Genomic DNA, 26232 nt, shown 5'->3' with positions numbered 1-26232 from the left:
CGTGGCGGTGCTGGTCCCGCGTGAACGTCCGAGGCGGTGGTCGCTCGACGACATCGTCGTCACCGATCCGCCGATCATCCGGCGGGCGATCGGCGCCGCGAGTATCGGCAACATCACCGAGTGGTACGACTTCGGCGTCTACGCGTATTTCGAGCCGACCATCAAGGACGTGTTCTTTTCCCATCTCGGGGACACCGCCGGCACGATCGCCACCTTCGGCCTGTTCGCGGTGGCGTTCCTCGTCCGCCCGTTCGGCGGCATGTTCTTCGGACCGCTGGCCGACCGCATCGGCCGCAACACGGTGCTCGCCACCACGATGATCCTGATGGCGGCGGGCACGTTCGCCATCGGCTGCATCCCGGATCAGAACACGATCGGCATCTGGGCGCCGATGTTGTTGCTGTGCGCACGGTTGCTGCAGGGTTTCTCGACCGGCGGCGAATACGGCAACGCCATGACCTTCATCGCCGAGTACGCACCCGACCGGCGGCGCGGATTCCTCGGCAGCTGGCTGGAATTCGGCACCTTCACCGGATATCTGCTGGGCGCACTGGTGGTCACGCTCGCCGACGCCACCCTCACCCACGAGCAGCTGCTGTCGTGGGGCTGGCGGCTGCCGTTCTTCGTGGCCCTGCCGCTCGGTGTGGTCGGCGTCTATCTGCGGATGCGACTGGCCGACACCCCGGCCTTCGCCGCCCTGGAGAAGGAATCCGAGGACCGGGAGAAGGCGAACAAGACCGGCGAGGAGGCGAAGATCCTGGCCCGCCTGTGGCCGTACGTGCTGGTCTGCATGGGACTGGTGGTCGCCTGGAATGTCACCAACTACATGCTGACCTCCTATATGCCGACCTACGTCACCTCGACCGTGCCGGGCGCCACCGGCGGCGGCGTCTCCTCCTCGGCGTCGCAGTGGCTGCAGATCGCGGTGATGGCCATCGCGCTGCTGACCATCCCGGTGATCGGGCTCGTCTCGGACCGGGTCGGGCGCAAACCGATCATCTGGGCCGGCGCCATCGCCCTGGTGGTGCTGGCGTTTCCGATGATCCTGCTGGTACGTACCGACAACGCGTTCGCCGTATTCCTGGGCCTGCTCATGATGGGCCTGACCCTCATCTGCTTCAGCGCGACCATGCCGTCCACCCTGCCGTCGCTGTTCCCGACGAAGGTGCGCGGCGCGGGGCTGTCGGTGTCGTTCAACGTCGCGGTCTCGTTGTTCGCCGGCACCACGTCGGTGGTGGTCGGCGCGCTCGTCGGGGCGACCGGTGATCTGAACTGGCCGGCGTACTACCTGATCATCGCCGGGCTGGTGGGTGCGGTCTCGGTGTATTTCCTGCAGGAGCCCAACGGCAGGCACATGTGGGGATCGGCGCCGGCCGCGCAGTCCGAGGAAGAGGCGCGGGAACTGATCGGATCGCAGGGCGAACCGGCGTCGTGAGCGCTGTCACGGCGCGGAGAGCCGCTCGCCGGAGCGGGTTCGCCATCGCTTAGCCTGAGCGGGGCACAGGGCGGAAGGACGGTACATGGCGACGATCGAAGAGGCACTGGAGATCGAGCGGCTCGAGCGGGACATCTTCCGCGGCGCGATCACCAAGTCGCAGCTGCCGCGCACATTCGGCGGGCAGGTTGCCGGGCAGGCGCTGGTCTCGGCGGTGCGCACCGTGGAACCGCGCTTCGAGGTGCATTCGCTGCACGGATACTTCCTGCGTCCCGGCAATCCCGCCGAGCAGACCGTGTATCTGGTGGAACGCATCCGCGAAGGCCGCTCGTTCTGCACCCGCCGGGTCACCGGGGTCCAGGACGGCGAGGCGATCTTCACCATGTCGGCCTCCTTCCACGTCGGCGACGAAGGCCCCGAACATCAGGACGTGATGCCGGAAGTTCCACTGCCGCAGGACATTCCGGACGAGCGCGCGTCGATGAGCCCGGAGCGGCTGTGGCTGATGCGGGAATGGGAGCACTGGGACATCCGGCTGGTGCCGCAGGACCACGTGGTGCGGCGCGACGGCCTGGCCTCCCAGCAGCAGGTCTGGTTCCGCTACCGCCACCCGCTGCCCGACGACCCGCTGTTCCACGTCTGCACCCTCGCCTACATGAGCGATATGACCCTGCTCGGTTCGTCGAAGGTCACCCACCGCGACGAACCGACCCAGGACGCGTCGCTCGATCACGCGATGTGGTTCCTGCGACCCTTCCGCGCCGACGAATGGCTGCTCTACGACCAGAATTCCCCCTCCGCGGGCTACGGCCGCGCGCTCACCAGCGGCCGGATCTTCAACCAGCGCGGACAGTTCGTCGCGCAGGTCGTGCAGGAAGGGCTCATCCGCACACTGCGGCGGTAGGTGAGCGGCGCCACAACCGAGGTGGCCGCGGGCCGCGGCCGCGCCGCGCGACTCGTATGCTCGTGCCGTGAAACCGACCATTGGCGTGCTGGCTCTGCAGGGTGACGTGCGTGAGCACTTCCACGCGCTGGCCGCGTGCGATGCCGAACCGGTGAGTGTGCGACGGGAATCGGAACTCGAGTCCGTGGACGCGCTCGTGCTGCCGGGCGGCGAATCCACCGCGATCAGCAAACTGCTCGAGGTATTCGGGTTGCTGGAACCGCTGCGGGCACGGCTGCGCGCGGGCATGCCGGCCTTCGGCTCGTGTGCCGGCATGATCCTGCTGGCGTCGGAGGTGCTCGACACTCGGCCCGACGCGCAGTCGCTGTCGGGCATCGATATGACGGTGCGGCGCAACGCCTTCGGACGTCAGGTCGATTCGTTCGAAACCGATCTCGACTTCACCGGACTCGACGATCCCATCCGGGCGGTGTTCATCCGGGCGCCCTGGGTGGAACGCGCCGGCGCCGGCGTCGAGGTCCTGGCCCGGGTCCCGCACCGTCCGCGGCCCGGCACCGTGGTCGCCGAGGGTCCGTCGGTGGGTGACCCGCAGGAGGCGGCGGGCCGGATCGTCGCGGTCCGGCAGGGCTCGGTCATCGCGACCTCGTTCCATCCCGAGGTGACCGGCGATCTGCGTGTGCATCGCCTGTTCGTCGACTCGGTGCGGGCCGCGGTGGCCGCCGGTACCTGACCGTTCGCCGCGCACCCCGACCGGGCGGTGGCGGACCGGGCAGTAGACTGCACAGCGATCGCCGGAACGCAGATCGCGAATCTGCCCGGGCCTCGAGCACACCGACCTGAAGGAAGTAGGGAATGAGCGGCCACTCCAAATGGGCCACCACCAAGCACAAGAAGGCCGTGATCGATGCCAAGCGCGGCAAGATGTTCGCGAAACTCATCAAGAACATCGAGGTCGCGGCGCGCACCGGCGGTGGTGATCCTGGCGGAAACCCGACTCTCTACGACGCCATCCAGAAGGCGAAGAAGTCGTCGGTTCCCAACGACAACATCGAGCGCGCCCGCAAGCGCGGCGGTGGTGAAGAGGCCGGCGGCGCCGACTGGCAGACCATCATGTACGAGGGCTACGGGCCCAATGGTGTTGCGGTGCTGATCGAATGCCTCACCGACAACCGCAATCGCGCCGCCGGTGAGGTGCGCGTGGCCATGACCCGCAACGGCGGCAATATGGCCGATCCCGGTTCGGTCGCCTACCTGTTCCACCGCAAGGGCATCGTCACGCTGGAGAAGAACGGGCTCAGCGAGGACGACGTGCTGGCCGCGGTGCTCGACGCCGGCGCCGAGGAGGTCAACGACCTCGGTGATTCGTTCGAGATCATCAGCGACCCCAGCGACCTGATCGCCGTGCGCACGGCGCTGCAGGAGGCCGGAATCGATTACGACTCCGCCGAATCCGGCTTCCAGCCCTCGGTGTCGGTCGCGGTCGACGCCGAGGGCGCCCGCAAGGTGTTCAAACTCGTCGACGCGCTGGAGGACAGCGACGACGTGCAGAACGTGTACACCAACGTCGACGTCTCCGACGAGGTCCTCGCCGAACTCGACGCCTGATCCGTACCGCCGCGGGCCGCTGCCGGATGTACCGGCGGCGGCCCGCGGCGTGTGATCAGGTGTGCACGGGCAGTCCGAGCCGCGCCGACACCCACGGCAGCGACGAGGTGAACGCGGCCGCGGCGAACTGCCAGGTATGCCCGCCCTGGGTGGTGTGAATGGTGCACTCGATGCCGACCGCACGGCCCTGAGCACACAGTTTCTCGGCGGCGCCGACCTCGCCGGTGTCCATGACGCCGTCCTGGCCGCCGACGCCGATGCGGTTCTCGTCGACCTGCGGCAGGTGGACACGGCCGCCGGGATCCTTCCCGGTGCGGTCCGGGCGGTGCGGCGGCGTCAGATCGTCGAACAATCCCGCGACATCGGTGTAGGGGCCGTGTTTCGCCATCACCGTCAGCGGGTCGAAACGGTCGTAGGCGGCCGCATCGCCGCCGTAGAGGCGCGAGATCGTTTGTTCCTTGGTCCCCGAGGTCGGACCGAGATCGCCGGCGATGTCGACGAAGGTGTGGAACAGTTCGGGATGCATCACGGTCAGGTCGGTGGCGCAGGTACCGCCCATCGACCAGCCGACCACCGCCCACTTCGCCGGATCGGCGGGAACGCCGAAGTGCGAGTCCACGTACGGGACAACATCTTTCGTGAGGTGGTCGGCCGCGGCGCCGCGCGGGCCGTCGACGCATTCGGTGTCGTTGTTGAAGCTGCCCGAGGAGTCCACGAAGACCAGGACGGGGGCGCTGCCGGCGTTGGCGCCGGTGAACGCGTCGATGGCCGGCATGATCTGGCCGCTGCGCAACCAATCGGCGGGAGTGTTGAATTCGCCGCCGATCATCATCACGGCCGGCAGGGCGGGCGGGGTGGGCCCGGCGAACCACGCCGGCGGCAGGTAGACGTATTCGGTGCGATGCTTGAACCCGCTGGCGCCGTCGCCGGTGTCGATGGGCACCACCACGCCGTTCGGGGGGTGCGTGCCGCGCATCGCGGCAAGCTCGTCCGGATCGGTCTGGTGAGGCAGCGGTCCGGCCGTCAGCGCACTCCACGCCGACTGCACGCTGGGGTAGTAGCCCACCCACTGGTTGAGCACCACCGCAGTACTGGCGACCGCGAACGGCACCGCCACGATCGCGGCGGTACGGTGCCACCACCGCGCACCCGGCCAGCCGACCACCACCAGAGCGATCGCGGCGACCGCCGCGCCCACCCAGATCCACAATCGCGCCGGTGCGGGATCGGAGGCCAGGCCCTCGTTGTTCATCACGGTGCGGGCGGCGAAGGCGGCCACCACGCCGAGTGCCAGACAGATCGGCATCCGGATCAGCCACCACCGCCGTCCCCATCGCGCGATCGCGGCCACCAGCAGGACGGCGGCGACGATCTCGATGGTCAGCGGCAGCCAGCCGTGCAGCAGCGAGAGGCCGTGATGAAATCCGTTGTAGGGGTTGAGTTTCGCCGAGGGCAACGGCGGTGGCGGGGGCGGCGCCACCGCGGCGCCGGCGGCCGGCGCGGGCGCGGCGGGGGAGGTCGGCGCGGGCGTCGGCACATCCATGGGCGCTGGGAACACGGCGTCATTGTCGGTGGCATTCCTCGAGAAACCCTGTGAACTCGCTCGGAGTCCGGTACGGCCGCCCGGGGCCGCGGTCCGGCGCCGCCGGGGCCGGTGCGGGCACAATGGGGCATATGGCCGAGATCGTGCTGGTGCGCGGGGATATCACCGAACAAAACGTGGACGCCGTGGTCAACGCCGCCAACTCCGGGCTGCTGGGTGGGGGCGGGGTCGACGGTGCGATCCACCGCCGCGGCGGACCCGGCATCCTCGCCGCCTGCAAGCAGTTGCGGGCGACCACCTATCCCGACGGCCTGCCCACCGGCGCGGCCGTGGCGACGACGGCCGGCAACCTTCCCGCCCGCTGGGTGATCCACACCGTCGGCCCGGTCTGGGCGGCGACCCACGACCGCTCCGGCCTGCTGGCCTCCTGCTACCGCGAATCTCTGCGTGTCGCAGAGGAATTGGGTGCCCGCACGATCGCCTTCCCGGCGATCTCCACCGGTGTGTACGGCTGGCCTCTCGACGACGGCGCCCGGATCGCCCTCGATACCGTCCGGGCCGCCCGCACCGGCGCCACCGAGATCCGTTTCGTCCTGTTCGGCGCGACCGCTCATCGGGTCTTCGAATCCGCGCTGGCCGCATTGGAATAGATGGTTCGCCACCCGGGGTGCTCGCGATCGCGGCGCTGTGCCGGTGGCGGCTTCGTCTCGGTTGCGGCTCCGTGTCGGTGGGCGCCGGTGCGGGCGCTCTCGGTTAGACTTCGAACAATTGTTCGCGACTCGACAGGGGTGCATTTCGTGCGGGTGATGGGTGTCGACCCGGGGCTCACCCGGTGCGGCCTGAGCATCGTCGAGGGCGGTCTGGGGCGGCAGGTCACCGCGCTCGACGTCGACGTCGTGCGGACACCGGCCGATATGGACCTCGCGCAGCGGCTGCTGGGCGTCGCCGACGCCGCCGAACACTGGATGGACACCCACCGGCCCGAGGCGGTCGCGATCGAGCGGGTCTTCGCCCAGCACAACGTCCGCACCGCGATGGGCACCGCGCAGGCCGGCGGGGTGATCGCGCTGGCGGCGGCGCGGCGCGGCATACCCGTCGCCTTTCATACTCCGAGCCAGGTCAAAGCGGCGGTGACCGGCAACGGTTCCGCGGACAAGGCTCAGGTGACGGCGATGGTGACCCGCATCCTAGGCTTGCAGACGGCGCCGAAACCGGCCGACGCGGCCGACGCCCTGGCGCTGGCGATCTGCCACTGCTGGCGGGCGCCGATGCTGGAGCGGATGGCGAAGGCGGAGGCCCAGGCCGAACAGGCGCGACGCAGATACGCCGAAAGGCTTGCCCAGCAACGAAAGGCGGTGACCAGGTGATCGCGTCGGTGCGCGGTGAGGTGCTCGAGATCGGTCTCGACCACGCGGTGCTGGAAGCAGCGGGCGTCGGATACCGGCTCAACGCCACTCCCTCCACGCTGGCCGGTCTCACCCGCGGTGACGAGGCCCGCCTCTACACCGCGATGATCGTGCGCGAGGATTCGATGACGCTGTACGGCTTCGCCGACACCGAGGCGCGCGATCTGTTCGGGCTGCTGCAAACCGTCTCCGGTGTCGGTCCCCGGCTGGCGATGGCGGTGCTGGCGGTGCTCGAGCCCGAGGCGCTGCGAAAAGCGTTGGCGGAGAGCAACGTCGCGGCCCTGACCCGGGTACCGGGGATCGGTAAGCGCGGAGCCGAGCGCATGGTGGTCGAACTGCGTGACAAGGTGAATCTGGTACCGGTGCAGTCCGCACCGCCCGGCGCGGCGCCCGCCCCGGTCGTCACTCCGGTGCGTGATCAGGTCGTGGAGGCGTTGACCGGTCTCGGATTCCCGGTGAAGCAGGCCGAACCGGCCGTCGACGGCGTCCTCGCCGAACAGCCCGAGCTGGGTACCTCGCAGGCGCTGCGGGCCGCGCTGGCGATTCTCGGCCGGAATCGGTGACGCCGATGCACGACGACGAATTCCCTTCCGGCACCGACGATATCGAGGCCGGCGCGGACGGCGGCGAATCCGCGGTCACCGCGAACTATCTGACCTCCGACGGCGATATCGAGGCCGGGCTGCGCCCGAAATCGCTGGACGACTTCATCGGCCAGCCCCGGGTGCGAGAACAGCTGGCCCTGGTGTTGCGCGGTGCGACCCAGCGCGGCGGGACTCCCGACCACGTCCTGCTGTCCGGCCCGCCCGGACTCGGCAAGACCAGCATGGCGATGATCATCGCCGCCGAACTCGGTACCGCGCTGCGCATCACGTCCGGACCGGCTTTGGAACGCGCGGGAGACCTGGCCGCGATGCTGAGCAATCTGGTCGAGGGCGACGTGCTGTTCATCGACGAGATCCACCGCATGGCCCGCCCGGCCGAGGAGATGCTGTATCTGGCGATGGAGGATTTCCGGGTCGACGTCGTGGTCGGCAAGGGGCCGGGAGCGACCTCGATCCCGCTGGAGATCGCACCGTTCACGCTGGTCGGCGCCACCACGCGCTCGGGCGCGCTGACCGGTCCGCTGCGCGACCGGTTCGGATTCACCGGCCATATGGACTTCTACGAGCCCGAGGAACTGCAGCGCATCCTGCAGCGCTCGGCGGCGATCCTTGGCGTGCGCATCGAAACCGACGCGGCGGCCGAGATCGCCGGCCGCTCCCGGGGCACGCCCCGCATCGCCAACCGGTTGCTGCGCCGGGTGCGCGACTACGCCGAGGTGCGGGCCGACGGCCTGGTCACCCGTGACATCGCCAAGGCCGCGCTGGCGGTCTACGACGTGGATTCGCTGGGATTGGACCGGCTCGACCGCGCCGTCCTGGGCGCGCTGGTCCGCGGCTTCGGCGGCGGCCCGGTCGGTGTGTCGACGCTGGCGGTGGCCGTGGGGGAGGAGGCCGCCACCGTCGAGGAGGTGTGCGAACCGTTCCTCGTCCGCGCCGGTATGGTCGCGCGCACCCCGCGCGGGCGAGTCGCGACCGCCGCCGCCTGGGAGCATCTGGGCCTGGTGCCGCCGCCCGATCTGGTCTTCGGATCCATCGAGGTCCGGGGTCGTGAGGCCCAGCCCACCCTCGACCTGTTCGACTGATCCCGTCCGGCCCGGCGGTCCGGTCGCGTCAGCTCACCAGCGCCGCGACCGCGTCCACGAAGGCATCCACCTCGCCGCGGTGATAGGCGCGGACCCCTGCGGTGGCCGTGCCGAATACCGGGCGGATCGCCGCGGTGTCCCATCCTGTGGCGGTCTGGGCCAGTAACGCCGCCACGTGCTCCCGGAACGCGTCGACCTCGTCGGCGATATAGCCGCTGCGTCCCAGCGGGGGCGCCGAAAACCGAAGCCGGGACACGTATTCCGGCGACGGCGGCCACGCCACCTGCGGCCGGGCGGGCCCGTAGCGCGCGGATTCCAGCTCCACACAGGCGCGATCGAGAAATGCGTCCACCTCGTCGCGGTCGTAATCGCGGCGGCCGGGTGCGGCCAGGCCGAATTCGTGCCCGCGGATGGTGGCCACGCTCAGCGCGGCCCGGCCCGCCAAGGCATCGGCGAGGGCGGCGCAGAACGCGTCGACCTCGGCGGGGTCGTAGCCGCGGTGCCCGATCGGGGCCCGGCCGAATCGGATCCGTCGCACATACTCCGGCGTCACCCGCACATTGTTACAACACCGCTCAGCCGGCGCGCACCCCGTCGATCAACAGTCGCGGAATCGCCTGGGCCAGTCCGGCGGTCGACTCCGGGTCGGGATCACGCAGCCCGTGCACGATGGCCGCGAGCAGCATGCCGGTCACCGCCTTGGCCGTATTGGCGGCGTCGAGGTCGGCGCGCAGATAGCCGAGTTCCACGCCGTGCTCGAGATATCCGGTGGTCAGCGCGTCGGCGGTGTCGAGCAGGCCGTAGAGCCGCATCGTCAATTCCGGATCGATGCCGGTCGCCTGGAACAGCAGCAACTGCGCGACCCGGCGGTCTTCGAGGAAGATCCGGTGCAGCGCCACGCCGATCCGGTCCAGCTGACGCCGGTAATCGGCGAGTGAGGTCGCCGCGTCCGGCGCGTTCTCCGTTCCGAGCGCCTCGATGATTCGCGCGGCGAGATCGTCGATCACGTGGTCGATGATGTCGCGCTTGTTCTCGAAGTAGCGATAGAACGTCCCGTGCCCGATTCCGAGAGCGGTGGCGATATCGGCGATTCCGGTGGCGTGATAGCCCTTGTCGGCGAAGCAGGCGAAGGCGGTGTCGATGATCTGTTGCCGCAGTTCGGCCTTGCGTCGTTCCAAATGGGTGGATGGCTTCGGCACGGACCCGATGATACGGTGTTCCGCAACGGAATGATGTGTCATTCCGCACCAGATACGTCAGGTAACAGGGAGGTTCGGCGTGGCACCTCAGTACGACGCCGTGGTGGTCGGCGCGGGATTCGGCGGTATGGGTGCCGGGATTCAGCTGGATCGTCTCGGTCTGAAGAATTTCGTGATTCTCGAGCGGGAGGACGGCCTGGGTGGCACCTGGCACGTCAACCACTATCCGGGCCTGGCCGTCGATATCGCCTCGGTGACCTATTCCTATTCGTTCGAACCGAATCCGCACTGGTCGCGGCTGTTCGCCCCGGGCGCCGAGCTCAAGAAATACGCCGAGCACATCGCGGACAAGTACGACCTGCGCCGCCGGATGCGGTTCAACCAGGTGGTCGGCGGCGCCCGCTGGGATGGTGAACACGCGCACTGGGTGGTCTCGATCGAGGGTGGCGAGACGCTCACCGCGCGCTATCTGCTCACCGCGACCGGGTTCCTGTCCCAGCCCTACACCCCGCCGTTCCCGGGCATCGACAGCTTCGCCGGCAAGATCATCCACACCACCGCCTGGGAGGACGATTTCGATCTGACCGGCCGGCGCGCCGCCGTCATCGGCACCGGCGCCACGGCCGTGCAGCTCGTGCCGGAGGCCGCGAAGAAGGTCGCGGAACTGACCGTCTTCCAGCGCACGCCGATCTGGGTCGTCCCGAAGGTCGACACCGCCATCCCGAAGCCGGTCCAGCAGCTGTTCGAGAAGGTGCCGCTGACCCAGAAGGCGGCCCGGCTGGTCAACACCGGCGCTCTGGAACTGCTGATGGTTTCCGGCGTGCTGCACTACAAGCAGGCCAAATTCGGCAACAAGGGCGCCGCACTGCTGGCGAAGGCGCATCTGCGCGCGCAGGTGCGCGACAAGCAGACCCGCGAGAAGCTGACCCCGCACTACGACTTCGGCTGCAAGCGGCCCACCTTCTCCAACACCTACTTCAAGACCTTCAACGAACCGCACGTGCGGCTCGAGACGAATGCGATCGATCATGTCGAGGCCGACGGCATCGTGACCGCGGACGGGCACAAGACCGAGATCGACACGCTGATCCTCGCGACCGGCTTCAATCTCTGGGATGTGAACTTCCCGGCCGTCGAGATCATCGGCCGCGACGGGGTGAATCTCGGAAAGTTCTGGCGCGACAACCGATTCCAGGCCTACGAGGGCATCACGGTGCCGAAGTTCCCGAACTTCTTCAGCCTCAACAGCCCCTACTCCTACAGCGGTCTGTCCTACTTCACCACCATCGAGGCGCAGATGAAACATATGGACCGGCTCCTGCGCGAGGCTCGCCGGCGCGGTGAGGAGGTCTTCGAGGTGCGCGAAGAGGCCAACGCGCGATTCCTGGACTACGTGACCGACAAACTCGGCTCGTCGGTGTTCTACGCCGGGAGTTGCTCGACGGCCCGCAGCTACTACTTCAACCAGCACGGCGAGGCCGCGCTGCTGCGCCCGAACAGCACGATCACCACCCACCGCGAAGCGGTGAACTTCCCGCTCGACGACTACGTCTACGGCGCGCCCGCGGCCTGAGCCGCCGCCGCGGCGGGGTTCGCGCCGGTGTGGCGCACCTCGCCGCGCACACCGCGGGTGTGGCGATATTCCAGGTTGCTGGCAGACTGTGTGGGTACAGCCCCATCCAACCCACCACACTAGGACCGACTACGACGATGGCGAACCTGCTGTTTCCGCTGCTACTGGTAGTTCTGCTCGTGCCGATGTTTCTCGGTGTCCGCCGCCAGAAGCGCGAAGCGCAGAAGGTCGCCGATATGCAGGAGAACGTGAAGGTCGGTGACCAGGTCACCACCACCTCCGGCCTCTACGGGACCGTGGTCGACCTCGACGAGGAGACCGTCGACCTGGAGATCGCCGAGGATGTGGTGACGACCTGGCTGCGTGCCGCCATTCGCGATGTGCGCCCCAGCGGGGACGCCGCCGAGTCCGCCGATTCGGATACCGACGCGGTCGAGTCGGACGACGAGACGATCGCCGCCCCCACGGCGGACGCGCCGGTGGAGAGTGCCGCGACCAACGGCTCGGCGCCCGCGAACGGCTCGGCGGCCAACGGTTCGGCCTCGGCCTCCGGTGTGGAGGAATCCGTCGAGGACACCGCAGCCCGGCTGCGCAAAGACTGACCCGCTTCCGCCGTCGCAGCGCCGAGCCGCCGCGACGGCGGTGCGGCGTGTCCGTGAGCCCGCGTTCGCCGGTGCTCCGTGCTCGCAGGTCATGCCGCATTTCCGGCCGCCACCCTCACCGCCTAGGAGATATGTACTGTGCCACCTTCCAAGGGAACGGGGCATCCGCTGCGGCTGCTCGGCGTCTACGCCGTGCTGCTCGCGGTGATCTACGCGTTGGTGTTCTTCACCGGTGACAAGTCGCCGGAACCGAAACTGGGAATCGACCTGCAGGGCGGAACCCAGGTCACGCTGACCCCGCGCACGCCCGACGGCGGTAAGCCCAGCAAGGACAGCCTCAAGCAGGCCCAGCAGATCATCGAATCCCGGGTCAACGGCCTCGGTGTGGCCGGTTCCGAGGTGGTGATCGACGGCAACAACCTGGTCATCACCGTGCCCGGCAGCGACGGGCAGCAGGCGAAGTCGCTGGCCACCACCGCCAAGCTCTACATTCGCCCGGTCGTCGGCCAGCCGCTCCCGGTTGGCCCCGACGGCAAGGTCCAAACCGGTGGCGAGCCCGCTCCCGGCGCGGAGCAGCCCGGCACCCCGCCGGCGAACCCCCCGGCGCCGGCTCCGGGTGCGGGTCAGCAGGCGCCCGCACCGGGTGCGTCGCCCGGTACCGAGTCGAAGCCGTCGAACGAATCCGGCACGGCCTCGGGAACGGCCTCCTCGGGTGAGGCGTCCGGTGCCGGCGAATCCTCGGGCACGACCGCGCAGAACCGGGTCTTCCCGGCTCCGGCGCAGGCTCCGACGACTCCGGCACCGGCTCCGCAGCCCGGTGCGCCGAATCCGGCGCTGACGCCGCAGCAGCAGGCCAAGCAGGAGATCGACGCGGCGCGGGCGCTGCGGCAGAGCACCGACCCGCAGGTCCAGCAGCTGGCTGCCCAGCAACTGGACTGCCACAAGCCCGACCCGCTGGCCGGTAACGACGATCCGAAGCTGCCGTTGGTGACCTGCTCGTCGGACGGCCACGAGGTGTACCTGCTGGCCCCGATGCGCATCGACGGCCAGGACATCAAGGATGCGAGTTCGTCGCTGAACCAGCAGTCGCAGTGGGCGGTCGACCTGACGTTCAAGAACGCCGACGCCTGGGCCGACCTCACCAAGGAATACCTGCAGAAGCAGGTGGCCTTCACCCTCGACTCGAAGGTGATCAGCGCGCCGGTCGTGCAGCAGGGACCGCAGCTCGGCGGCACCACCCAGATCACCGGCCAGTTCAACGCGTCCACCGCCAAGGAACTCGCCAACTCGCTGAAGTACGGATCGCTGCCGCTGTCGTTCGAGGTGTCGGAAGCCTCCACGGTGTCGGCGACGCTCGGCTTGGCCTCGCTGCACGCCGGTCTGATCGCCGGTGCGATCGGTTTGGTCGCGGTGCTGCTGTACTGCCTGCTCTACTACCGGATGCTCGGCTTCCTGGCCGGGTTCTCGCTGGTGGCCTCGGGTGTGGCGGTGTACGGCATCATCGTGCTGCTCGGCCGGTGGATCAATTTCACCCTCGACCTGGCGGGTATCGCCGGTTTGATCATCGGTATCGGTATGACCGCGGACTCGTTCGTCGTGTTCTTCGAACGTATCAAGGACGAGATGCGCGAGGGCCGCAGTTTCCGCTCGGCCGTCCCGCGCGGCTGGGCTCGCGCGCAACGCACCAACCTCTCCGGTAAGACCGTGAGCCTCATCGCCTCGGTGGTGCTCTACATCCTGGCGGCCGGGCAGGTGAAGGGCTTCGCGTTCACCCTCGGCCTCACCACCGTGCTCGACGTGGTGGTGCTCTATCTGGTGACCTCGCCGCTGATGATGCTGGCCTCGCGCTCGCCGTTCTGGGCGAAGCCGTCGGTCAACGGTCTGGGCGCGGTGCAGCAGCTCGCGCGGGAACGCAAGGCGGCCGGCACGCTCGTAGGGACAGGGGCACGATGAGCGACAATCGCAGTCAGGTGTTGGAGGAACCATTCGTGGACGAGTTGCTGCCCGCCGCGGACGCACCGAAGCACGGATTCTTCGAACGCCTCTACACCGGCACCGGCGGCTTCCGGATCGTCGGCCGCCGCAAGCTGTACTACGGCATCGCCGCGGTGCTGGTCCTGATCGCGGTGCTGAGCATCGCGGTGCGCGGCTTCACCCTCGGCATCGATTTCGCCGGTGGTACGAAGATTCAGATCCCGGCGACCAGCGGCATGACCACGACCTCGGTCGAGGACACCTACTCCCAAGCCCTGGGACACAGTCCGGTCACCGTGCAGAAGGTCGGTTCGGGTTCCTCGGCCTCCTTCGAGATCCGTTCCGAGACACTGGATTCCGCGCAGCAGGACAAGATCGCGGATGCGCTGTTCACGAAATACCACCCGACGGATGCCAGCGGCACGGCCAGCCGCAGCGTCATCAGCGTCACCGAGATCAGCGAGACCTGGGGCGGGCAGATCACCCGCAAGGCCCTGATCGCGCTCGTGGTGTTCGTCCTGTTGACGATGATCTACATCGCCATTCGATTCGAACGCGATATGTCGATCGCCGCGATCGCCTCGCTGTTCTTCAACCTGATCGTCACCGCCGGCATCTATTCGATCGTCGGCTTCGAGGTGACGCCCGCCGCGGTGATCGGCCTGCTGACCATCCTGGGTTACGTGCTCTACGACAACGTCGTGGTGTTCGACAAGGTGGAGGAGAACACCCGCGGGGTTCTGCATCTGACCCGGCGCACCTACGGTGAACAGGCCAATCTCGCCGCCAACCAGACGCTGATGCGCTCGATCAACACCACGGTGATCGGCATCCTGCCCATCGTCGGCATGCTGGTCATCGCGGTCTGGCTGCTCGGCGTGGGCACGCTGAAGGACCTCGCGCTGGTGCAGCTGGTTGGCATGATCGTGGGCGCCTACTCGTCGATCTTCTTCGCCGTGCCGCTACTGGTGTCGATCAAGGAACGCTTCGGCCCGGTGGCCGCGCACACCCGCAAGGTGCTCGCCAAGCGTGCCGCCGGCGACAGCGGCCGCACGGGTGAGACGCCGGCCCGTCGCGCCTCCGGTGCCCCGGTGGCCACCCGCACCCGCGACAACGGTTCCGCCGCACCGAGACCCGGTGCCCGGCCCACCGGGAAGCGGCACAAGAGAAGCCACTGATGAGGCGAAGGGGGTCGGATCGCGTGCGGCGGACGCTCCGGCGGACATTCGGTGTGATCGCGGCCGGTGCACTACTCACCGGCGTGGTCGCGGGTTGTTCGAGCAAGAACCAGGTGCCCTCCATCGGGTATGCCGTCGACGCGGTGCCGGCCACCTACAACGGCGGGAGTTCGGCCGGTGTGGCGGGCGGCTCCGCGGCGCTGTTCTCTCGTGTGCTGACCGGGTTCTTCTACACCGGTCCGGACGGCCAGCCCGTCGCCGACACCGATGTCGGCACCGCGAACGAGGTGGCCGGCGAGGCGCAGACCATCCGGTACCGGCTCAATCGCGACGCGGTCTATTCCGACGGCGTGCCCACCTCGTGCGACGATCTGGTGCTCGAATGGGCCGCGCGCAGTGGGCGATTCACCAAACCGGGCCCCGGCGGTGCAATTCCGTTGTTCGACGCCGCCTCCACCGCCGGCTACTCCGATATCGAGCGGGTCGAATGCCAGCCCGGTTCCAAGGACGCCACCGTGGTGTTCCGGCCCGATCACCACTTCCTGGCCTGGAAGACGCTGTTCAACGCCGGTGATCTGATGCCCGCGCACATCGCCGCCAAGGCCGCGGGTGTGCCGAATGTGGTGGCGGTGGTGCAGTCCGGCGACCCGGCCGCACTGGACCGGCTGGCGCAGTTCTGGAACACCGGCTGGAATCTGAAATCCGGTGACATCAACGCCGACCTGCTGCCGTCCTCGGGACCGTACCGCATCGAGTCCTACAGCGACGGTGACGGTCTGGTGCTGGTGAAGAACGACAAGTGGTGGGGCAACAAGCCCGCCACTCCCCGAATCGTGGTGTGGCCCAAGAACGCCGATCTGAAGAAGAAGATCGCCGACAACTCCGTCGAGGTGGTCGACATCGGCGCGGGTTCGGTGAAAGACCTGAGCCTGAACAAGTTTTCGGTGAATCAGGAGCCGGGCCGCGGCGCCGAGCAGCTGGTGCTCTCCACCGCCGGCGTCTTCGCCTCCGCCGACGCCCGGCGCGCGTTCGCGTTGTGCGTCCCGCGGCAGGCGTTGTTCGACACGCTCGGGCATCCCGGTTTCGACAACAAGTCCGGGCTGGGTTCCGGGCCTCTCGATTCCCGGACCGTCCAGGCCGACTCGGTGTACTACCCGGCGATCACCGGTCCGGCGGGCAAATACCGTACGGGCGACGCACCGGGTGCGCAGCGGGCTCTGGCGGCGGCCGGGGTGGCCAATCCGACGATCCGGATCGGCTATCGCAGCCCCGACGACCGCCGTGCGCGCACCGTGGCGATGATCGCGGATGCCTGCAAGGCGGCGGGGGTGACCGTCGTCGACGCCGGTGCGGCGGAATTCACGCCCGCGGAACTGGGCGCCGGCAAGGTGGACGCCGTACTCGGCGGAACCGCGGCCGCCGTGGGCCCGGCCGGTTCCTTGCCGGGGATCGAGGCGACCGCGGCGCTGCGTACCGGCCAGGGCGTGAATTTCGGGCACTTCGGCAACGGGCGTTACGATGCGATCGCGGATCAGCTTGCGGCGGACGACAATTCGGTGACGGTGTTGAATCTGAACACCGAAGCCGAGAATCTGCTGTGGAACGAGATGCCGTCGATCCCGCTGTTCAACACGCCTCGGACCGTAGCGTTCGGGAACGGGCTGGAGAACGGGGTCGCGAGCCCCACCAAGGCCGGTGCGGGCTGGAATATGGACCGCTGGGTGTTGCGGCGGTGAGCGTCCTCGGGCGCTGGATGAGGGAGCGGGTGTAGATGAGTAAGCACACGATGGTGGAAACGGCCGAAACCGCGGAGGAGAAGGTCGCGCGGACCGCCGAGGTGGTCGGGCGACTGACGCGCTGGCACGACGATTTCCCCACCCCCGGTGTGCGTTTCGCGGATCTGACCCCGGTCTTCGCCGACGCCGAGGGCTTCCACGCGGTGATCGAATGCTTGGCCTCCTGTGCTCCCGACGCCGATCTGGTGGCCGGCGTGGACGCGCGTGGATTCCTGCTGGGCGCCGGTGTGGCGGCGCTGCTGGGCACCGGGGTGGTGGCGGTGCGCAAGGGCGGCAAGCTGCCGCCGCCGGTGCTCTCGCGCGAGTACACCCTGGAATACGGCTCCGCCGCACTGGAAATTCCGGCCGACGGCATCGATCTCACCGGCCGCAAGGTGCTGCTGCTCGATGACGTCCTCGCCACCGGTGGCACGCTGGCCGCCGCGGCGGAACTGTTCCGTAGCGCCGGCGCGCAGGTGGTCGCGAGCGCCGTGGTCCTCGAGATCGGCGAGCTCGGCGGGCGTGCTCGCCAGGGCGAGTATCCGCTGACGTCGATCGTGCGGGTGTAGGTCGCGTGTCGGTTGTGGCGCCTGCGCGGGGATCGTTATGCTGACGTGCGGCAAAGGGGCCCGGATGAACGACCGACGGACGATCGCATGAACGAGTACCTCAGCGTGAACGAGTACCGCGATGCACGCGACAGTGCCGGAGCAGGAGGCGCCGACCGGTGGCCGCGATGAGGCGCAGTCGGCGTACCCGAATCGGGGCAGCTCTGGCGGGCGCGGTGGGCGCGGCGTTCATCGTCGGCGGCGCGACTGCCGCGGCTACTCCTTCGGTGGCGCTGCGCGGCGGCGCCACCGTCACGGCCCGGGTCACGGGGGAGAAGGCCGGGCAAGCCTGCCGGATCACCGGCTCGGATATCGATATGCCCTGGCGTACGGTCGGTTCCGACGGTTCGGTGGAGCTGGACAGCGGACCGGTCTCGTCGGGGCGTCACACCGCTCGCGTGGTCTGCCAGGATCCGCGCACGGGCGCATCCTCACGGCATGCGGTGGGTAAGGAAGAGGACGTCTTCACCGGGCATTGGGCCCCGGCCTTCGAATTCCTGCACCATCATCGGATGGAGTTCCTCACCCCGCGCCGGCCCTGAGTCCACCGGACACCGGGGTCGATCGGACACCGGGTCGATCCGCCTGCGGCGCCACTAGATCCGCGCCAGCAGGCGTGCGATGATCCCGGTCACCACGAGCCAGAACACCGCTGCCAGACCGTAATTGATGATGATGTCCCACTCTCGGGAGCCGGTGTTGAACAGGCCCGGGAAGAACAGCGCCAGCGGTTCGGCCAACCCCTTGATGAAGGTGAAGAACCGGTTGGTCTGGTTGGCGTCGAAGACCTGCAACAGGATGTAGACGATCTCGATCAGTGCGAGCACACCGCCGATCGTGCTGACGATCGCCGCCAGCCCACCCGTGCGGTTTGTCCCATAGGTTCTATATCTGTACATGTCGGCCGAATACCCGCCTGACGGCGTTGAACGCAGCCGATTTTGTCCAGAGGTCTGGACTTCTCCAAGTGTGAGCGCTGCTCTTGACAGGGGCGCGCCGGTGAGTAATGATTGAGTCATCGAAGAGAGCAGCGCTCACAAAAGCGAGGAGTAGTCATGAACGCCACCCGGTACATCGCCCCCACCGGCATCGACCCGATCATGAACCGGATGTTCAACGTCCTGCCGAAATGGGGCATCAGCGTGATGGGATCGCGGCTGCTGGCGGTGCGCGGTCGCACCTCCGGAGAGTGGCGGACCACGATGGTCAACGTTCTGCAGGATGCGGACGGAACCCGGTATCTGGTCGCTCCGCGTGGTCGTACGCAGTGGGTTCGCAACATCCGCGTCGCCGGCGGCGGAGAGCTCCGGCTCGGGCGCAAGACCGAGGTGTTCACGGTGACCGAGGTCGCCGACGCCGACAAGGTGCCCGTGTTGCGGCTGTACCTGAAGAAGTGGGGCTGGGAGGTCGGCAAGTTCTTCGAGGGTGTGACGGCCGACGCCACCGACGCCGAACTCGCCGCCATCGCGCCCGGCTTCCCGGTCTTCCGGATCAACTGAGCCGCAACGGTTTCCGTGGCCGGTGACAGGTATCACCCGCAATATGATCTTGCGGCCGTCGTACCGGTTCGGTAGAGTTGTCGAGTCTTGTTTCCGTTGATCGGAGTCGTGCCGTTGCTCTTCTGAGGTAGCCATCGTGTGGCCCGCACATCTGCGCGCCATTCCCGCCGCCCTCAGGAGCACGCATATGTCTATTTCGACTATTTCTCTGTCCGATCTCACCTTCGTATGGCCCGACGGCACCTCGGTGTTCGACGGTCTCGACGCTGTGCTCGGCCCGGGCCACATCGGCGTAGTGGGCGGTAACGGGGCCGGAAAATCCACCCTGTTGCGGCTGATCACCGGGGAATTGCGCCCGGCACGTGGGTCGGTGACGGTCGCGGGGCGGCTCGGATATCTGCGCCAGGACCTCGGATTGGCCGCCGGCCGGCGCGTCGACGCCGTCCTCGGCATCGGCGAGGTGCGGGCCGCACTGCATCGCATCGAATCCGGCGCCGGGACCGAGGCCGATTTCGACCGGGTCGGAAACCGCTGGGATGTCGAGGAATCGGCGATCGCGCTGCTCGGCCGGCTGGGCCTGAACTACCTGGCCGGCGATGTGGCACAGCTGGATCGGCGCCTGGACACCCTGTCCGGTGGTGAGACGGTACTGCTCGGGCTGGTGGCCGAACTCCTGCGCGAACCCGATGTGCTGTTGCTCGACGAGCCCACCAACAATCTGGATTCTACTGCGCGCCAACGCCTTTACGACGTGGTCGAGGGATTCACCGGCACCGTGCTGACGGTCAGCCACGACCGCGAACTGTTGCGGCGGGTCACCACCGTCGCCGAACTGCGGCGTGGTGAGATCCGTACTTTCGGAGGGAATTTCGACGATTACGAGCAGATCGTCGAGGCCGAACAGGAGGCCGCTCGCGCGGCGATCCGCGATGCCCGCAGCGATGTGCGCAAACAGTCCCGCGAACTGGTGGAGGCCAGGATCAAACTGGACCGGCGCCAGCGGTACGGGCAGAAGATGTGGGACAGCAAGCGCGAGCCGAAGATCGTGATGGCCGAGCGCAAACGACAGGCGCAGGTGTCGGCGGGCAAACTGCGCAACAACCACATCGCGAAGGTGGAGGAGGCCAGATCGACCCTGGAGCAGGCCCAGGAACTGCTGCGCGACGATCGTGAGATCCGCGTCGAGCTGCCCGGAACCAGGCTGTATCCCGGCCAGGACGTGGTGGCGATGGAACAGGTGCGGCTGGCCAACGGACCGGTGGTCACGTTGCGGGTGAGCGGTCCCGAACGCATCGCGCTGACCGGGCGCAACGGCGCCGGCAAGACCACCCTGCTGCATCGCCTCGTCGAGGAACCGCCGAAGGTGCCCTGGCGGCTGTTGCCGCAGCGGCTCGACATCTTCGACGAGCGGCTCTCGGTCTTCGGCAACGTCTCCGCGGCGGCGCCGCACGCCGGTGCGGAGCGAATTCGCGCACAGCTGGCGCGGTTCCTGTTCCGCGGCGGCGACGCCGATGTCGCGGCGGGGGCGCTGTCGGGTGGTGAGCGGTTGCGGGCCGCGCTGGCGATGCTGCTGCTCGCCGAACCGGCGCCGAAGCTGCTGCTGCTCGACGAGCCCACCAACAACCTCGATCTGCCCAGTCTCCGCCACCTCACCGAGGCGCTGACCAGCTTCGAGGGTGCGCTGATCGTGGTCAGCCACGACCCGCGCTTCCTCGATGAGATCGGCGTCACGCGCCGCCTCGAACTGACCCCGGACGGGTTGGTGGATGAATCGGAGTCGGGAACCGGTTGACCGAACGGGGTGCGTCGGGACGGACCGGTGCACCTCCGGGAAAACTCCTACTAAAGTGGGTGTTCTGGGCTGTTGAAGCGGTCGGCTAGGGTGTGGCGATCGAGGCGTGAGAGGTGGTGGCATGACTCAGCATCTGGAGAAGGCGAATGCCGGGAATTCGGCGGCCGGTGATGCCGCGCCGGCTGCCACACCGGCGACTCCGCCGGCCACCCCCGCCGCGCCGCGTCCGGCGGCGCCGAAGCCGGGCGCCGACCGGAACGGGCAGCCCGCGGCTCCCTCACCGCGGAACATGCCGATGAAGCAGCCGGGCACACCGGCGGCGGTGCCGAGTTCGGCCTCGCGGCGGGTGCGGGCCCGGCTGGCCCGCCGGATGACCGGCCAGCGGGGTATCGCCGCGGTCAAGCCGGTGCTGGAGCCGCTGGCGACCGTGCATCGGGAGCTGTATCCCAAGGCGAATCTGCAGTTGCTGCAGCGCGCGTTCGACGTGGCCGACGAGAAGCACTCGCATCAGTTCCGCAAGTCGGGTGATCCGTACATCACCCATCCGCTGGCGGTGGCCAACATCCTCGCCGAACTGGGGATGGACACCACCACGCTCGTGGCCGCCCTGCTGCACGACACCGTCGAGGACACCGGCTATTCGCTGGACGAGCTGACCGCGGATTTCGGATCCGAGGTGGCGCATCTGGTCGACGGGGTGACCAAGCTGGACAAGGTCAACCTGGGCGCGGCCGCGGAGGCCGAGACGATTCGCAAGATGATCATCGCGATGGCCCGCGATCCCCGGGTGCTGGTGATCAAGGTCGCCGACCGGCTGCACAATATGCGCACGATGCGCTTCCTGCCGCCGGAGAAGCAGGCGAAGAAGGCGCGCGAGACGCTGGAAGTCATTGCGCCGCTGGCACATCGGCTCGGTATGGCCACGGTCAAATGGGAGCTCGAGGATCTGGCGTTCGCGATCCTGCACCCCAAGAAGTACGACGAGATCGTGCGGCTGGTGGCCGACCGCGCCCCGTCCCGCGACACTTACCTGGCGCGGGTGCGGGCCGAGATCGTGAACACCCTGGCGGCGAGCCGGATCAACGCGATCGTCGAGGGCCGGCCCAAGCATTACTGGTCGATTTATCAGAAGATGATCGTCAAGGGTAAGGATTTCGACGACATCCACGACCTGGTCGGCATCCGGATCCTGTGCGACGAGGTGCGCGACTGCTACGCCGCGGTCGGCGTGGTGCATTCGCTGTGGCAGCCGATGGCGGGCCGGTTCAAGGACTACATCGCCCAGCCGCGCTACGGCGTCTACCAGTCGCTGCACACCACGGTGGTGGGCCCGGACGGCAAGCCGCTGGAGGTGCAGATCCGTACCCAGGACATGCATCGCACCGCCGAATTCGGTATCGCGGCGCACTGGCGCTACAAGGAGACCAAGGGCAAACATTCCGGCGACGCCGCCGAGGTCGACGATATGGCCTGGATGCGGCAGCTGCTGGACTGGCAGCGGGAGGCCGCCGACCCCGCGGAGTTCCTGGAGTCGCTGCGGTTCGACCTGAAATCCCCGGAGATCTTCGTGTTCACGCCGAAGGGCGACGTGATCACGCTGCCGCAGGAATCGACCCCGGTCGACTTCGCCTACGCGGTGCACACCGAGGTGGGCCATCGCTGCATCGGCGCCCGGGTCAACGGCCGGTTGGTGGCGCTGGAACGGCAGCTGGAGAACGGTGAGGTCGTCGAGATCTTCACCTCGAAGGCGCAGAACGCCGGCCCGAGCCGGGACTGGCAGAACTTCGTGGTGTCGCCGCGGGCGAAGGCCAAGATCCGGCAGTGGTTCGCCAAGGAACGCCGCGAGGAGGCGCTGGAGGCCGGTAAGGAGCAGATCTCCAAGGAGGTCCGCCGCTCGGGTCTGCCGCTGCAGCGGCTGATGAGCGTGGACGCGATGTCCGCGCTGGCGCACGAACTGCACTATGCCGACATCTCCGCGCTGTACGCGGCGGTGGGGGAGAACCAGGTCTCGGCGCACCACGTCGTGCAGCGCCTGATGGCGCAGCTCGGCGGCGTCGGCGACGTGGAAAACGAACTGGCCGAACGGAGTACGCCGTCGACGCTGCCGGCGCGGCAGCGCACCATCGGCGACGCCGGGGTCGAAATCCCCGGCGCCCCAGGGACGGTCGCGAAGCTGGCCAAATGTTGTACACCGGTACCGGGCGACGAGATCATGGGCTTCGTGACCCGCGGCGGCGCGGTGAGTGTGCACCGGACCGACTGCACGAACGCGGATTCGCTACGCGCGCAACAGGAACGGATCATCGAGGTCAAATGGGCGCCCTCGCCGTCGTCGGTGTTCCTGGTGGCGATTCAGATCGAGGCGCTGGACCGCACCCGGCTGCTGTCGGATGTGACCAAGGTGCTCGCCGACGAGAAGGTCAACATCCTGTCCGCGTCGGTGATGACCTCCGGTGACCGGGTGGCGATCAGCAAGTTCACCTTCGAGATGGGCGATCCGAAGCATCTCGGGCATCTGCTGAACGTGGTCCGCAATGTGGAGGGCGTCTACGACGTCTACCGGGTGACCTCGGCGGCCTGATCCGCCGGCGGCAGTTCCGCCTGGGCACGCGACAGCTGGACCGCGGCCACACACATCACCAGCACGGAGACGATGACGACGATCGTGCCGACCGTGCCGGTCCGCAGTCGCTCGTCGAGCACGGTGAGGCCGAGGAAGGCGGCACCGAGCGGTTCGGCGACGGTGAAGGCCGGCAGTGAGGCCGACAGGGCCCCGACCTGGTAGCCGCGCTGTTGCAGATAGAGCCCGACGATGCCCGCGGCGACCAGGGTGTACAGCTGCCAGCTGGTGAGCGCCGTGCCGAGCCCGCGCCCGAACAGATGAATGACGTGCTGGGTGAGGGCGGCGGAGACACCGAACAGCAGCCCGGCGGCGGTCCCCAGCAGGAGCGCCTGCAATCCGGTCACCCGGATCACCACCGACACCACGACCGCGGCGGCGACCACGCCGAGAACCAGCACCAGCGGCCACATCCAGGTCGACCACGGCGCCTCGGAGATGCCCTCGGTGGGGTCGCCGACGACCAGGAAACAGGCCAGCGCGGCCGACAGGGCCACCGCGTGCGCCCACATGGCCGGCGTCACCGGGCGGCGGCTGTAGTGCGCGGCCAGCGGCAACGCGAAGACCAGGGCCGTGACCAGAATCGGCTGCACGATCAGCACCGATCCCAGCGCCAGCGCCACCACTTGGAAGACGAACCCGCCGGCGTCGCCGATGATGCCGGCCCACCAGCGCGGATTGCGAACGAGCTGGGCCACCAGCGCATCACCGGCCGGCACGTCGGCCGCCGCGCGTTGCTGGGCTACCGCCGACACGGCGAACAGCAGGGCGCCGACGAAGGCGCAGACGACCGCGGCGACGGGAAAGTTGCTCACCCGATCAGTCTGCCGTCCGCGACCGGGGCCCCGGCATCGGGGACCGGTGTGCCGATCCGGGTGGGCTGGTAGCGACCCGTGCGTAACCGCCGAATCCCGACAGCGGCACCGGAATGGTCGGAATGTGCGGTACGGGCGAATGGCAATTGTTCGGCAACACATTTCGGACAGGGGCCGAAGTCGCGGCGAGTTGCCCGCCGGCGGGCTCGAATTGTCCGTTCGCCGCACAGTTGCCGAGGGCGGCGCCGGCACTCGGTTCCGCTCGGCCGGTCTGCCCGCGGCGAATCCTTCGCGCCGGTAGGAAGGTTCGCGGGCGGTGATCGCGGAGGTGCTCGCGCACCGGCGGAGGGCCTGCACTCCGAGCCGGATTCTGTTACGGTTTATTGCGTTTCGGGGCGCGCGCGATGTTCGGCGACAACTCGAATCCACATGATGATCGCCGGACGGGTCGCAGTGGCACTCGACCCTCAGAACTGTTGCAGACAGCGGGTTTAAAGGGGGTCAGATCATGCTGACCGTGCTGACATGCTCGGCGGCGGCCGTACTGGTCGCGTCGGGTCCTCACTGCGGATTTCGCGCATCCACATCCGCGCCGGCCCTCGATCCGGCGTTCCGGATACCCCCGTTCACACTCCTTGGCCTGCGTGGATGTGGTATCACCCGAATCTCGGCGGCCTCGGACGGCGCGTCGAGTTCGCCGAATTCGTCGGGTACGGGACAATTTCCGTTCGGGAAGGGCCTCGGTGACGCCGCACCCGGTGGTGTGCCGTTGGCGACGTCCCATGGCGGTACCGCTGACAACAACTACCCGTTCTCCACGAACTGATCGCCGAGAGGGTCCGACGATGCTGCACGACGTGCCCGGCTCCGCGGGGATGAGGGAATGTTGAAGCCGTACAAAGAAGTCCAACGGTGGTTCCCGGCGCTGGAACCCGAACATGCCGTTCCCACGGCCGCGCCGGGGGAATCCGAGGCCGTCGACGACGAGGCTGAACCTGGAGCGGCGCGGTATCCGCACTACATTCGTGACACCGAGCCCGAGCCGTTCGACATCCCGTTCGCCGACGAACCGGCCACGCGACGCAGCGAATTCGTCGGGGGCTGGACCGACTGGGTCGGCGGCCACGCGCCCGGGCCCGACGACGACTATTCGGCCCACGAGGGCGAGGTGCTGCGCCTGCCCCGCGACGCCGAGACCGGCGAGGGCCGGGCTCGCGGCCGCCGGCGGACCCGCCCGGCCGGCGCCGACGGTGACGATGCGGAGGGATCCGGGGCGCGCCCGCCGATGGACGACCCGGACGAGCGTGACGATGTGGACACGCCCGAGTGGATCCTGCCGCCCCGGCGCGAACACGGCGACGGCGCCGGGGGCCGGATCGTGCGCCGCGCCCCGGGTCCGGCCTCGCCGGCCCTGCGTGACTACATCCGCCCGAGCCGGTTGCGCGTCGCGCTCGTCCTCGCGGTAGCCGTGTTATTGCTGGCCGCCGCAGGCGTTTTCGCCCTGTACCTGCTGCGCTCCGGTGACCACGGAAAACAGTCGGTGGCACCGCTGCCGGCGCGGCCTGCCCTGGGCGACGAGGCGCCGATGCTGCGGCTCACCTCGGCGATCGGCGCCGATTCCGGTCCGCAAGTGGGTTCGGCGGGGCACTGCCCGACCGAGCGATCCGCGCGCGTGATGCGCGGCGCCGAGGTCGGCGGGACCGATTCCGGGCCGGACGCGATCATGTGGTTTCAGCACGCCTTCTACGTCGAACGCTCAGCCGAGCGGGCACGCGAGGTGGTGGCGCCGGATGCGGCGGTCTCGCCGGCGCCGGTGATCCAGCGAGGCATCGCCTCGGTGCCGCTGGGCACCGACTATTGCGTGCGGGTGGTCACTTTGGACGACAACAGGTATTCGGTGGAGGTGACCGAACGGCGGCCGGGCGCGGCCCCCGCCACCTACGACAAGCAGTTGGTGACCACCGCGGTGGTCGGCGGCCGCACCCTGATCACGGGCATCACGGCCGGGTAAGAGGAG

Annotated in this window: 24 protein-coding genes; 19 read left to right on the top strand and 5 right to left on the bottom strand. The window is 68.4% G+C overall.

The genetic code is table 11. From position 1 onward, the window contains the following. Nucleotide 1 precedes the first annotated feature (1 nt). The 4 genes from NA3_RS12890 to NA3_RS12875 all read left to right on the top strand — a co-directional run bounded on the left by NA3_RS12890 (nucleotide 2) and on the right by NA3_RS12875 (nucleotide 3944). The gene (locus tag NA3_RS12890) at nucleotides 2-1435 is read left to right on the top strand and encodes an MFS transporter (RefSeq protein ID WP_084491511.1); all 1434 of its coding nucleotides are present in this window, start codon (nucleotides 2-4) and stop codon (nucleotides 1433-1435) included. Nucleotides 1436-1520: 85 nt separating this feature from the next. Then, nucleotides 1521-2339 carry an acyl-CoA thioesterase gene (locus NA3_RS12885; RefSeq protein ID WP_062963827.1) on the top strand — a complete coding sequence of 273 codons (819 nt, stop codon included), beginning with the start codon at nucleotides 1521-1523 and terminating at the stop codon, nucleotides 2337-2339. Between the two features lie 67 nt (nucleotides 2340-2406). Then, on the top strand, nucleotides 2407-3069 hold the full coding sequence (gene pdxT, locus NA3_RS12880; protein ID WP_062963826.1) for a pyridoxal 5'-phosphate synthase glutaminase subunit PdxT: 663 nt from the start codon (nucleotides 2407-2409) through the stop codon (nucleotides 3067-3069). A 122-nt stretch (nucleotides 3070-3191) separates the two neighbouring features. Further along, nucleotides 3192-3944, top strand: coding sequence for a YebC/PmpR family DNA-binding transcriptional regulator (locus NA3_RS12875; protein ID WP_062963825.1), 753 nt, complete (start codon nucleotides 3192-3194; stop codon nucleotides 3942-3944). A gap of 55 nt (nucleotides 3945-3999) precedes the next feature. Here the strand turns inward: NA3_RS12875 and NA3_RS12870 are convergent, their stop codons facing one another. Continuing rightward, a complete protein-coding gene (locus NA3_RS12870) occupies nucleotides 4000-5487 on the bottom strand; it encodes an alpha/beta hydrolase (RefSeq protein WP_084491510.1) in 1488 nt (495 codons plus the stop codon). Between the two features lie 131 nt (nucleotides 5488-5618). On the opposite strand from NA3_RS12870, the gene NA3_RS12865 reads away from it, so the two are divergent. The 4 genes from NA3_RS12865 to ruvB all read left to right on the top strand — a co-directional run bounded on the left by NA3_RS12865 (nucleotide 5619) and on the right by ruvB (nucleotide 8580). Further along, nucleotides 5619-6137 (top strand): O-acetyl-ADP-ribose deacetylase, encoded by a 519-nt coding sequence (locus NA3_RS12865; protein WP_062963824.1) that lies wholly within the window; start codon nucleotides 5619-5621, stop codon nucleotides 6135-6137. A 147-nt stretch (nucleotides 6138-6284) separates the two neighbouring features. Continuing rightward, the gene (gene ruvC / locus NA3_RS12860; protein WP_062964019.1) at nucleotides 6285-6854 is read left to right on the top strand and encodes a crossover junction endodeoxyribonuclease RuvC; all 570 of its coding nucleotides are present in this window, start codon (nucleotides 6285-6287) and stop codon (nucleotides 6852-6854) included. Beyond that, entirely contained in the window at nucleotides 6851-7456 is a 606-nt protein-coding gene (gene ruvA / locus NA3_RS12855) for a Holliday junction branch migration protein RuvA (protein WP_062963823.1), read from the top strand. The genes ruvC and ruvA overlap by 4 nt, the downstream gene beginning before the upstream one ends. Before the next feature lie 5 nt (nucleotides 7457-7461). Further along, nucleotides 7462-8580: a Holliday junction branch migration DNA helicase RuvB gene (gene ruvB, locus NA3_RS12850; RefSeq protein WP_062963822.1), complete on the top strand. Its 1119-nt coding sequence runs from the start codon at nucleotides 7462-7464 to the stop codon at nucleotides 8578-8580. A gap of 28 nt (nucleotides 8581-8608) precedes the next feature. On the opposite strand, the gene NA3_RS12845 is transcribed toward ruvB, so the two are convergent. Together NA3_RS12845 and NA3_RS12840 are read right to left on the bottom strand one after the other, a co-directional pair. Next, nucleotides 8609-9133 carry a DivIVA domain-containing protein gene (locus tag NA3_RS12845; protein WP_063917491.1) on the bottom strand — a complete coding sequence of 175 codons (525 nt, stop codon included), beginning with the start codon at nucleotides 9131-9133 and terminating at the stop codon, nucleotides 8609-8611. Between the two features lie 22 nt (nucleotides 9134-9155). Next, a complete protein-coding gene (locus NA3_RS12840) occupies nucleotides 9156-9788 on the bottom strand; it encodes a TetR/AcrR family transcriptional regulator (protein ID WP_369817498.1) in 633 nt (210 codons plus the stop codon). A gap of 70 nt (nucleotides 9789-9858) precedes the next feature. Between NA3_RS12840 and NA3_RS12835 the strand changes: the two genes are divergently transcribed. The 7 genes from NA3_RS12835 (at nucleotide 9859) to NA3_RS12805 (ending at nucleotide 18031) form a co-directional block, all read left to right on the top strand. Then, a complete protein-coding gene (locus NA3_RS12835; RefSeq protein ID WP_062963820.1) occupies nucleotides 9859-11352 on the top strand; it encodes a flavin-containing monooxygenase in 1494 nt (497 codons plus the stop codon). A gap of 137 nt (nucleotides 11353-11489) precedes the next feature. Further along, complete coding sequence (gene yajC / locus NA3_RS39450; protein ID WP_063917461.1) at nucleotides 11490-11954, top strand: preprotein translocase subunit YajC; 465 nt, start codon at nucleotides 11490-11492, stop codon at nucleotides 11952-11954. A gap of 138 nt (nucleotides 11955-12092) precedes the next feature. Beyond that, the gene (secD, locus tag NA3_RS12825) at nucleotides 12093-13907 is read left to right on the top strand and encodes a protein translocase subunit SecD (RefSeq protein ID WP_062963819.1); all 1815 of its coding nucleotides are present in this window, start codon (nucleotides 12093-12095) and stop codon (nucleotides 13905-13907) included. Further along, the gene (gene secF, locus NA3_RS12820) at nucleotides 13904-15106 is read left to right on the top strand and encodes a protein translocase subunit SecF (protein ID WP_062963818.1); all 1203 of its coding nucleotides are present in this window, start codon (nucleotides 13904-13906) and stop codon (nucleotides 15104-15106) included. The genes secD and secF overlap by 4 nt, the downstream gene beginning before the upstream one ends. Further along, on the top strand, nucleotides 15106-16842 hold the full coding sequence (locus tag NA3_RS12815; RefSeq protein WP_062963817.1) for an ABC transporter substrate-binding protein: 1737 nt from the start codon (nucleotides 15106-15108) through the stop codon (nucleotides 16840-16842). Before secF ends, NA3_RS12815 begins: the two co-directional genes overlap by 1 nt. A gap of 50 nt (nucleotides 16843-16892) precedes the next feature. Continuing rightward, the gene (locus NA3_RS12810) at nucleotides 16893-17450 is read left to right on the top strand and encodes an adenine phosphoribosyltransferase (RefSeq protein WP_372464263.1); all 558 of its coding nucleotides are present in this window, start codon (nucleotides 16893-16895) and stop codon (nucleotides 17448-17450) included. A gap of 167 nt (nucleotides 17451-17617) precedes the next feature. Beyond that, on the top strand, nucleotides 17618-18031 hold the full coding sequence (locus NA3_RS12805; RefSeq protein WP_128145325.1) for a hypothetical protein: 414 nt from the start codon (nucleotides 17618-17620) through the stop codon (nucleotides 18029-18031). A gap of 54 nt (nucleotides 18032-18085) precedes the next feature. On the opposite strand, the gene NA3_RS12800 is transcribed toward NA3_RS12805, so the two are convergent. Beyond that, nucleotides 18086-18388 (bottom strand): hypothetical protein, encoded by a 303-nt coding sequence (locus NA3_RS12800; RefSeq protein WP_062963814.1) that lies wholly within the window; start codon nucleotides 18386-18388, stop codon nucleotides 18086-18088. Nucleotides 18389-18544: 156 nt separating this feature from the next. Between NA3_RS12800 and NA3_RS12795 the strand changes: the two genes are divergently transcribed. The 3 genes from NA3_RS12795 (at nucleotide 18545) to NA3_RS12785 (ending at nucleotide 23361) form a co-directional block, all read left to right on the top strand. Then, a complete protein-coding gene (locus tag NA3_RS12795; protein ID WP_062963813.1) occupies nucleotides 18545-18988 on the top strand; it encodes a nitroreductase/quinone reductase family protein in 444 nt (147 codons plus the stop codon). 187 nt (nucleotides 18989-19175) lie between these two features. Next, complete coding sequence (locus tag NA3_RS12790; protein ID WP_062964017.1) at nucleotides 19176-20780, top strand: ABC-F family ATP-binding cassette domain-containing protein; 1605 nt, start codon at nucleotides 19176-19178, stop codon at nucleotides 20778-20780. Between the two features lie 289 nt (nucleotides 20781-21069). Continuing rightward, a complete protein-coding gene (locus tag NA3_RS12785) occupies nucleotides 21070-23361 on the top strand; it encodes a RelA/SpoT family protein (RefSeq protein ID WP_269750183.1) in 2292 nt (763 codons plus the stop codon). On the opposite strand, the gene NA3_RS12780 is transcribed toward NA3_RS12785, so the two are convergent. Then, complete coding sequence (locus tag NA3_RS12780; protein ID WP_062963811.1) at nucleotides 23337-24215, bottom strand: DMT family transporter; 879 nt, start codon at nucleotides 24213-24215, stop codon at nucleotides 23337-23339. The two genes, NA3_RS12785 and NA3_RS12780, sit on opposite strands and share 25 nt — an antisense overlap. Before the next feature lie 883 nt (nucleotides 24216-25098). On the opposite strand from NA3_RS12780, the gene NA3_RS12775 reads away from it, so the two are divergent. Beyond that, entirely contained in the window at nucleotides 25099-26226 is a 1128-nt protein-coding gene (locus NA3_RS12775) for a DUF8176 domain-containing protein (protein WP_062963810.1), read from the top strand. Nucleotides 26227-26232 lie beyond the last annotated feature (6 nt).

This window comes from Nocardia africana NBRC 100379 (assembly GCF_001612635.1).
GTDB classification, from domain to species: domain Bacteria; phylum Actinomycetota; class Actinomycetes; order Mycobacteriales; family Mycobacteriaceae; genus Nocardia; species Nocardia africana.
The sequence above is the reverse complement of the archived record's forward strand: the minus strand, read 5'-3'. Positions and strand labels throughout refer to the sequence as shown.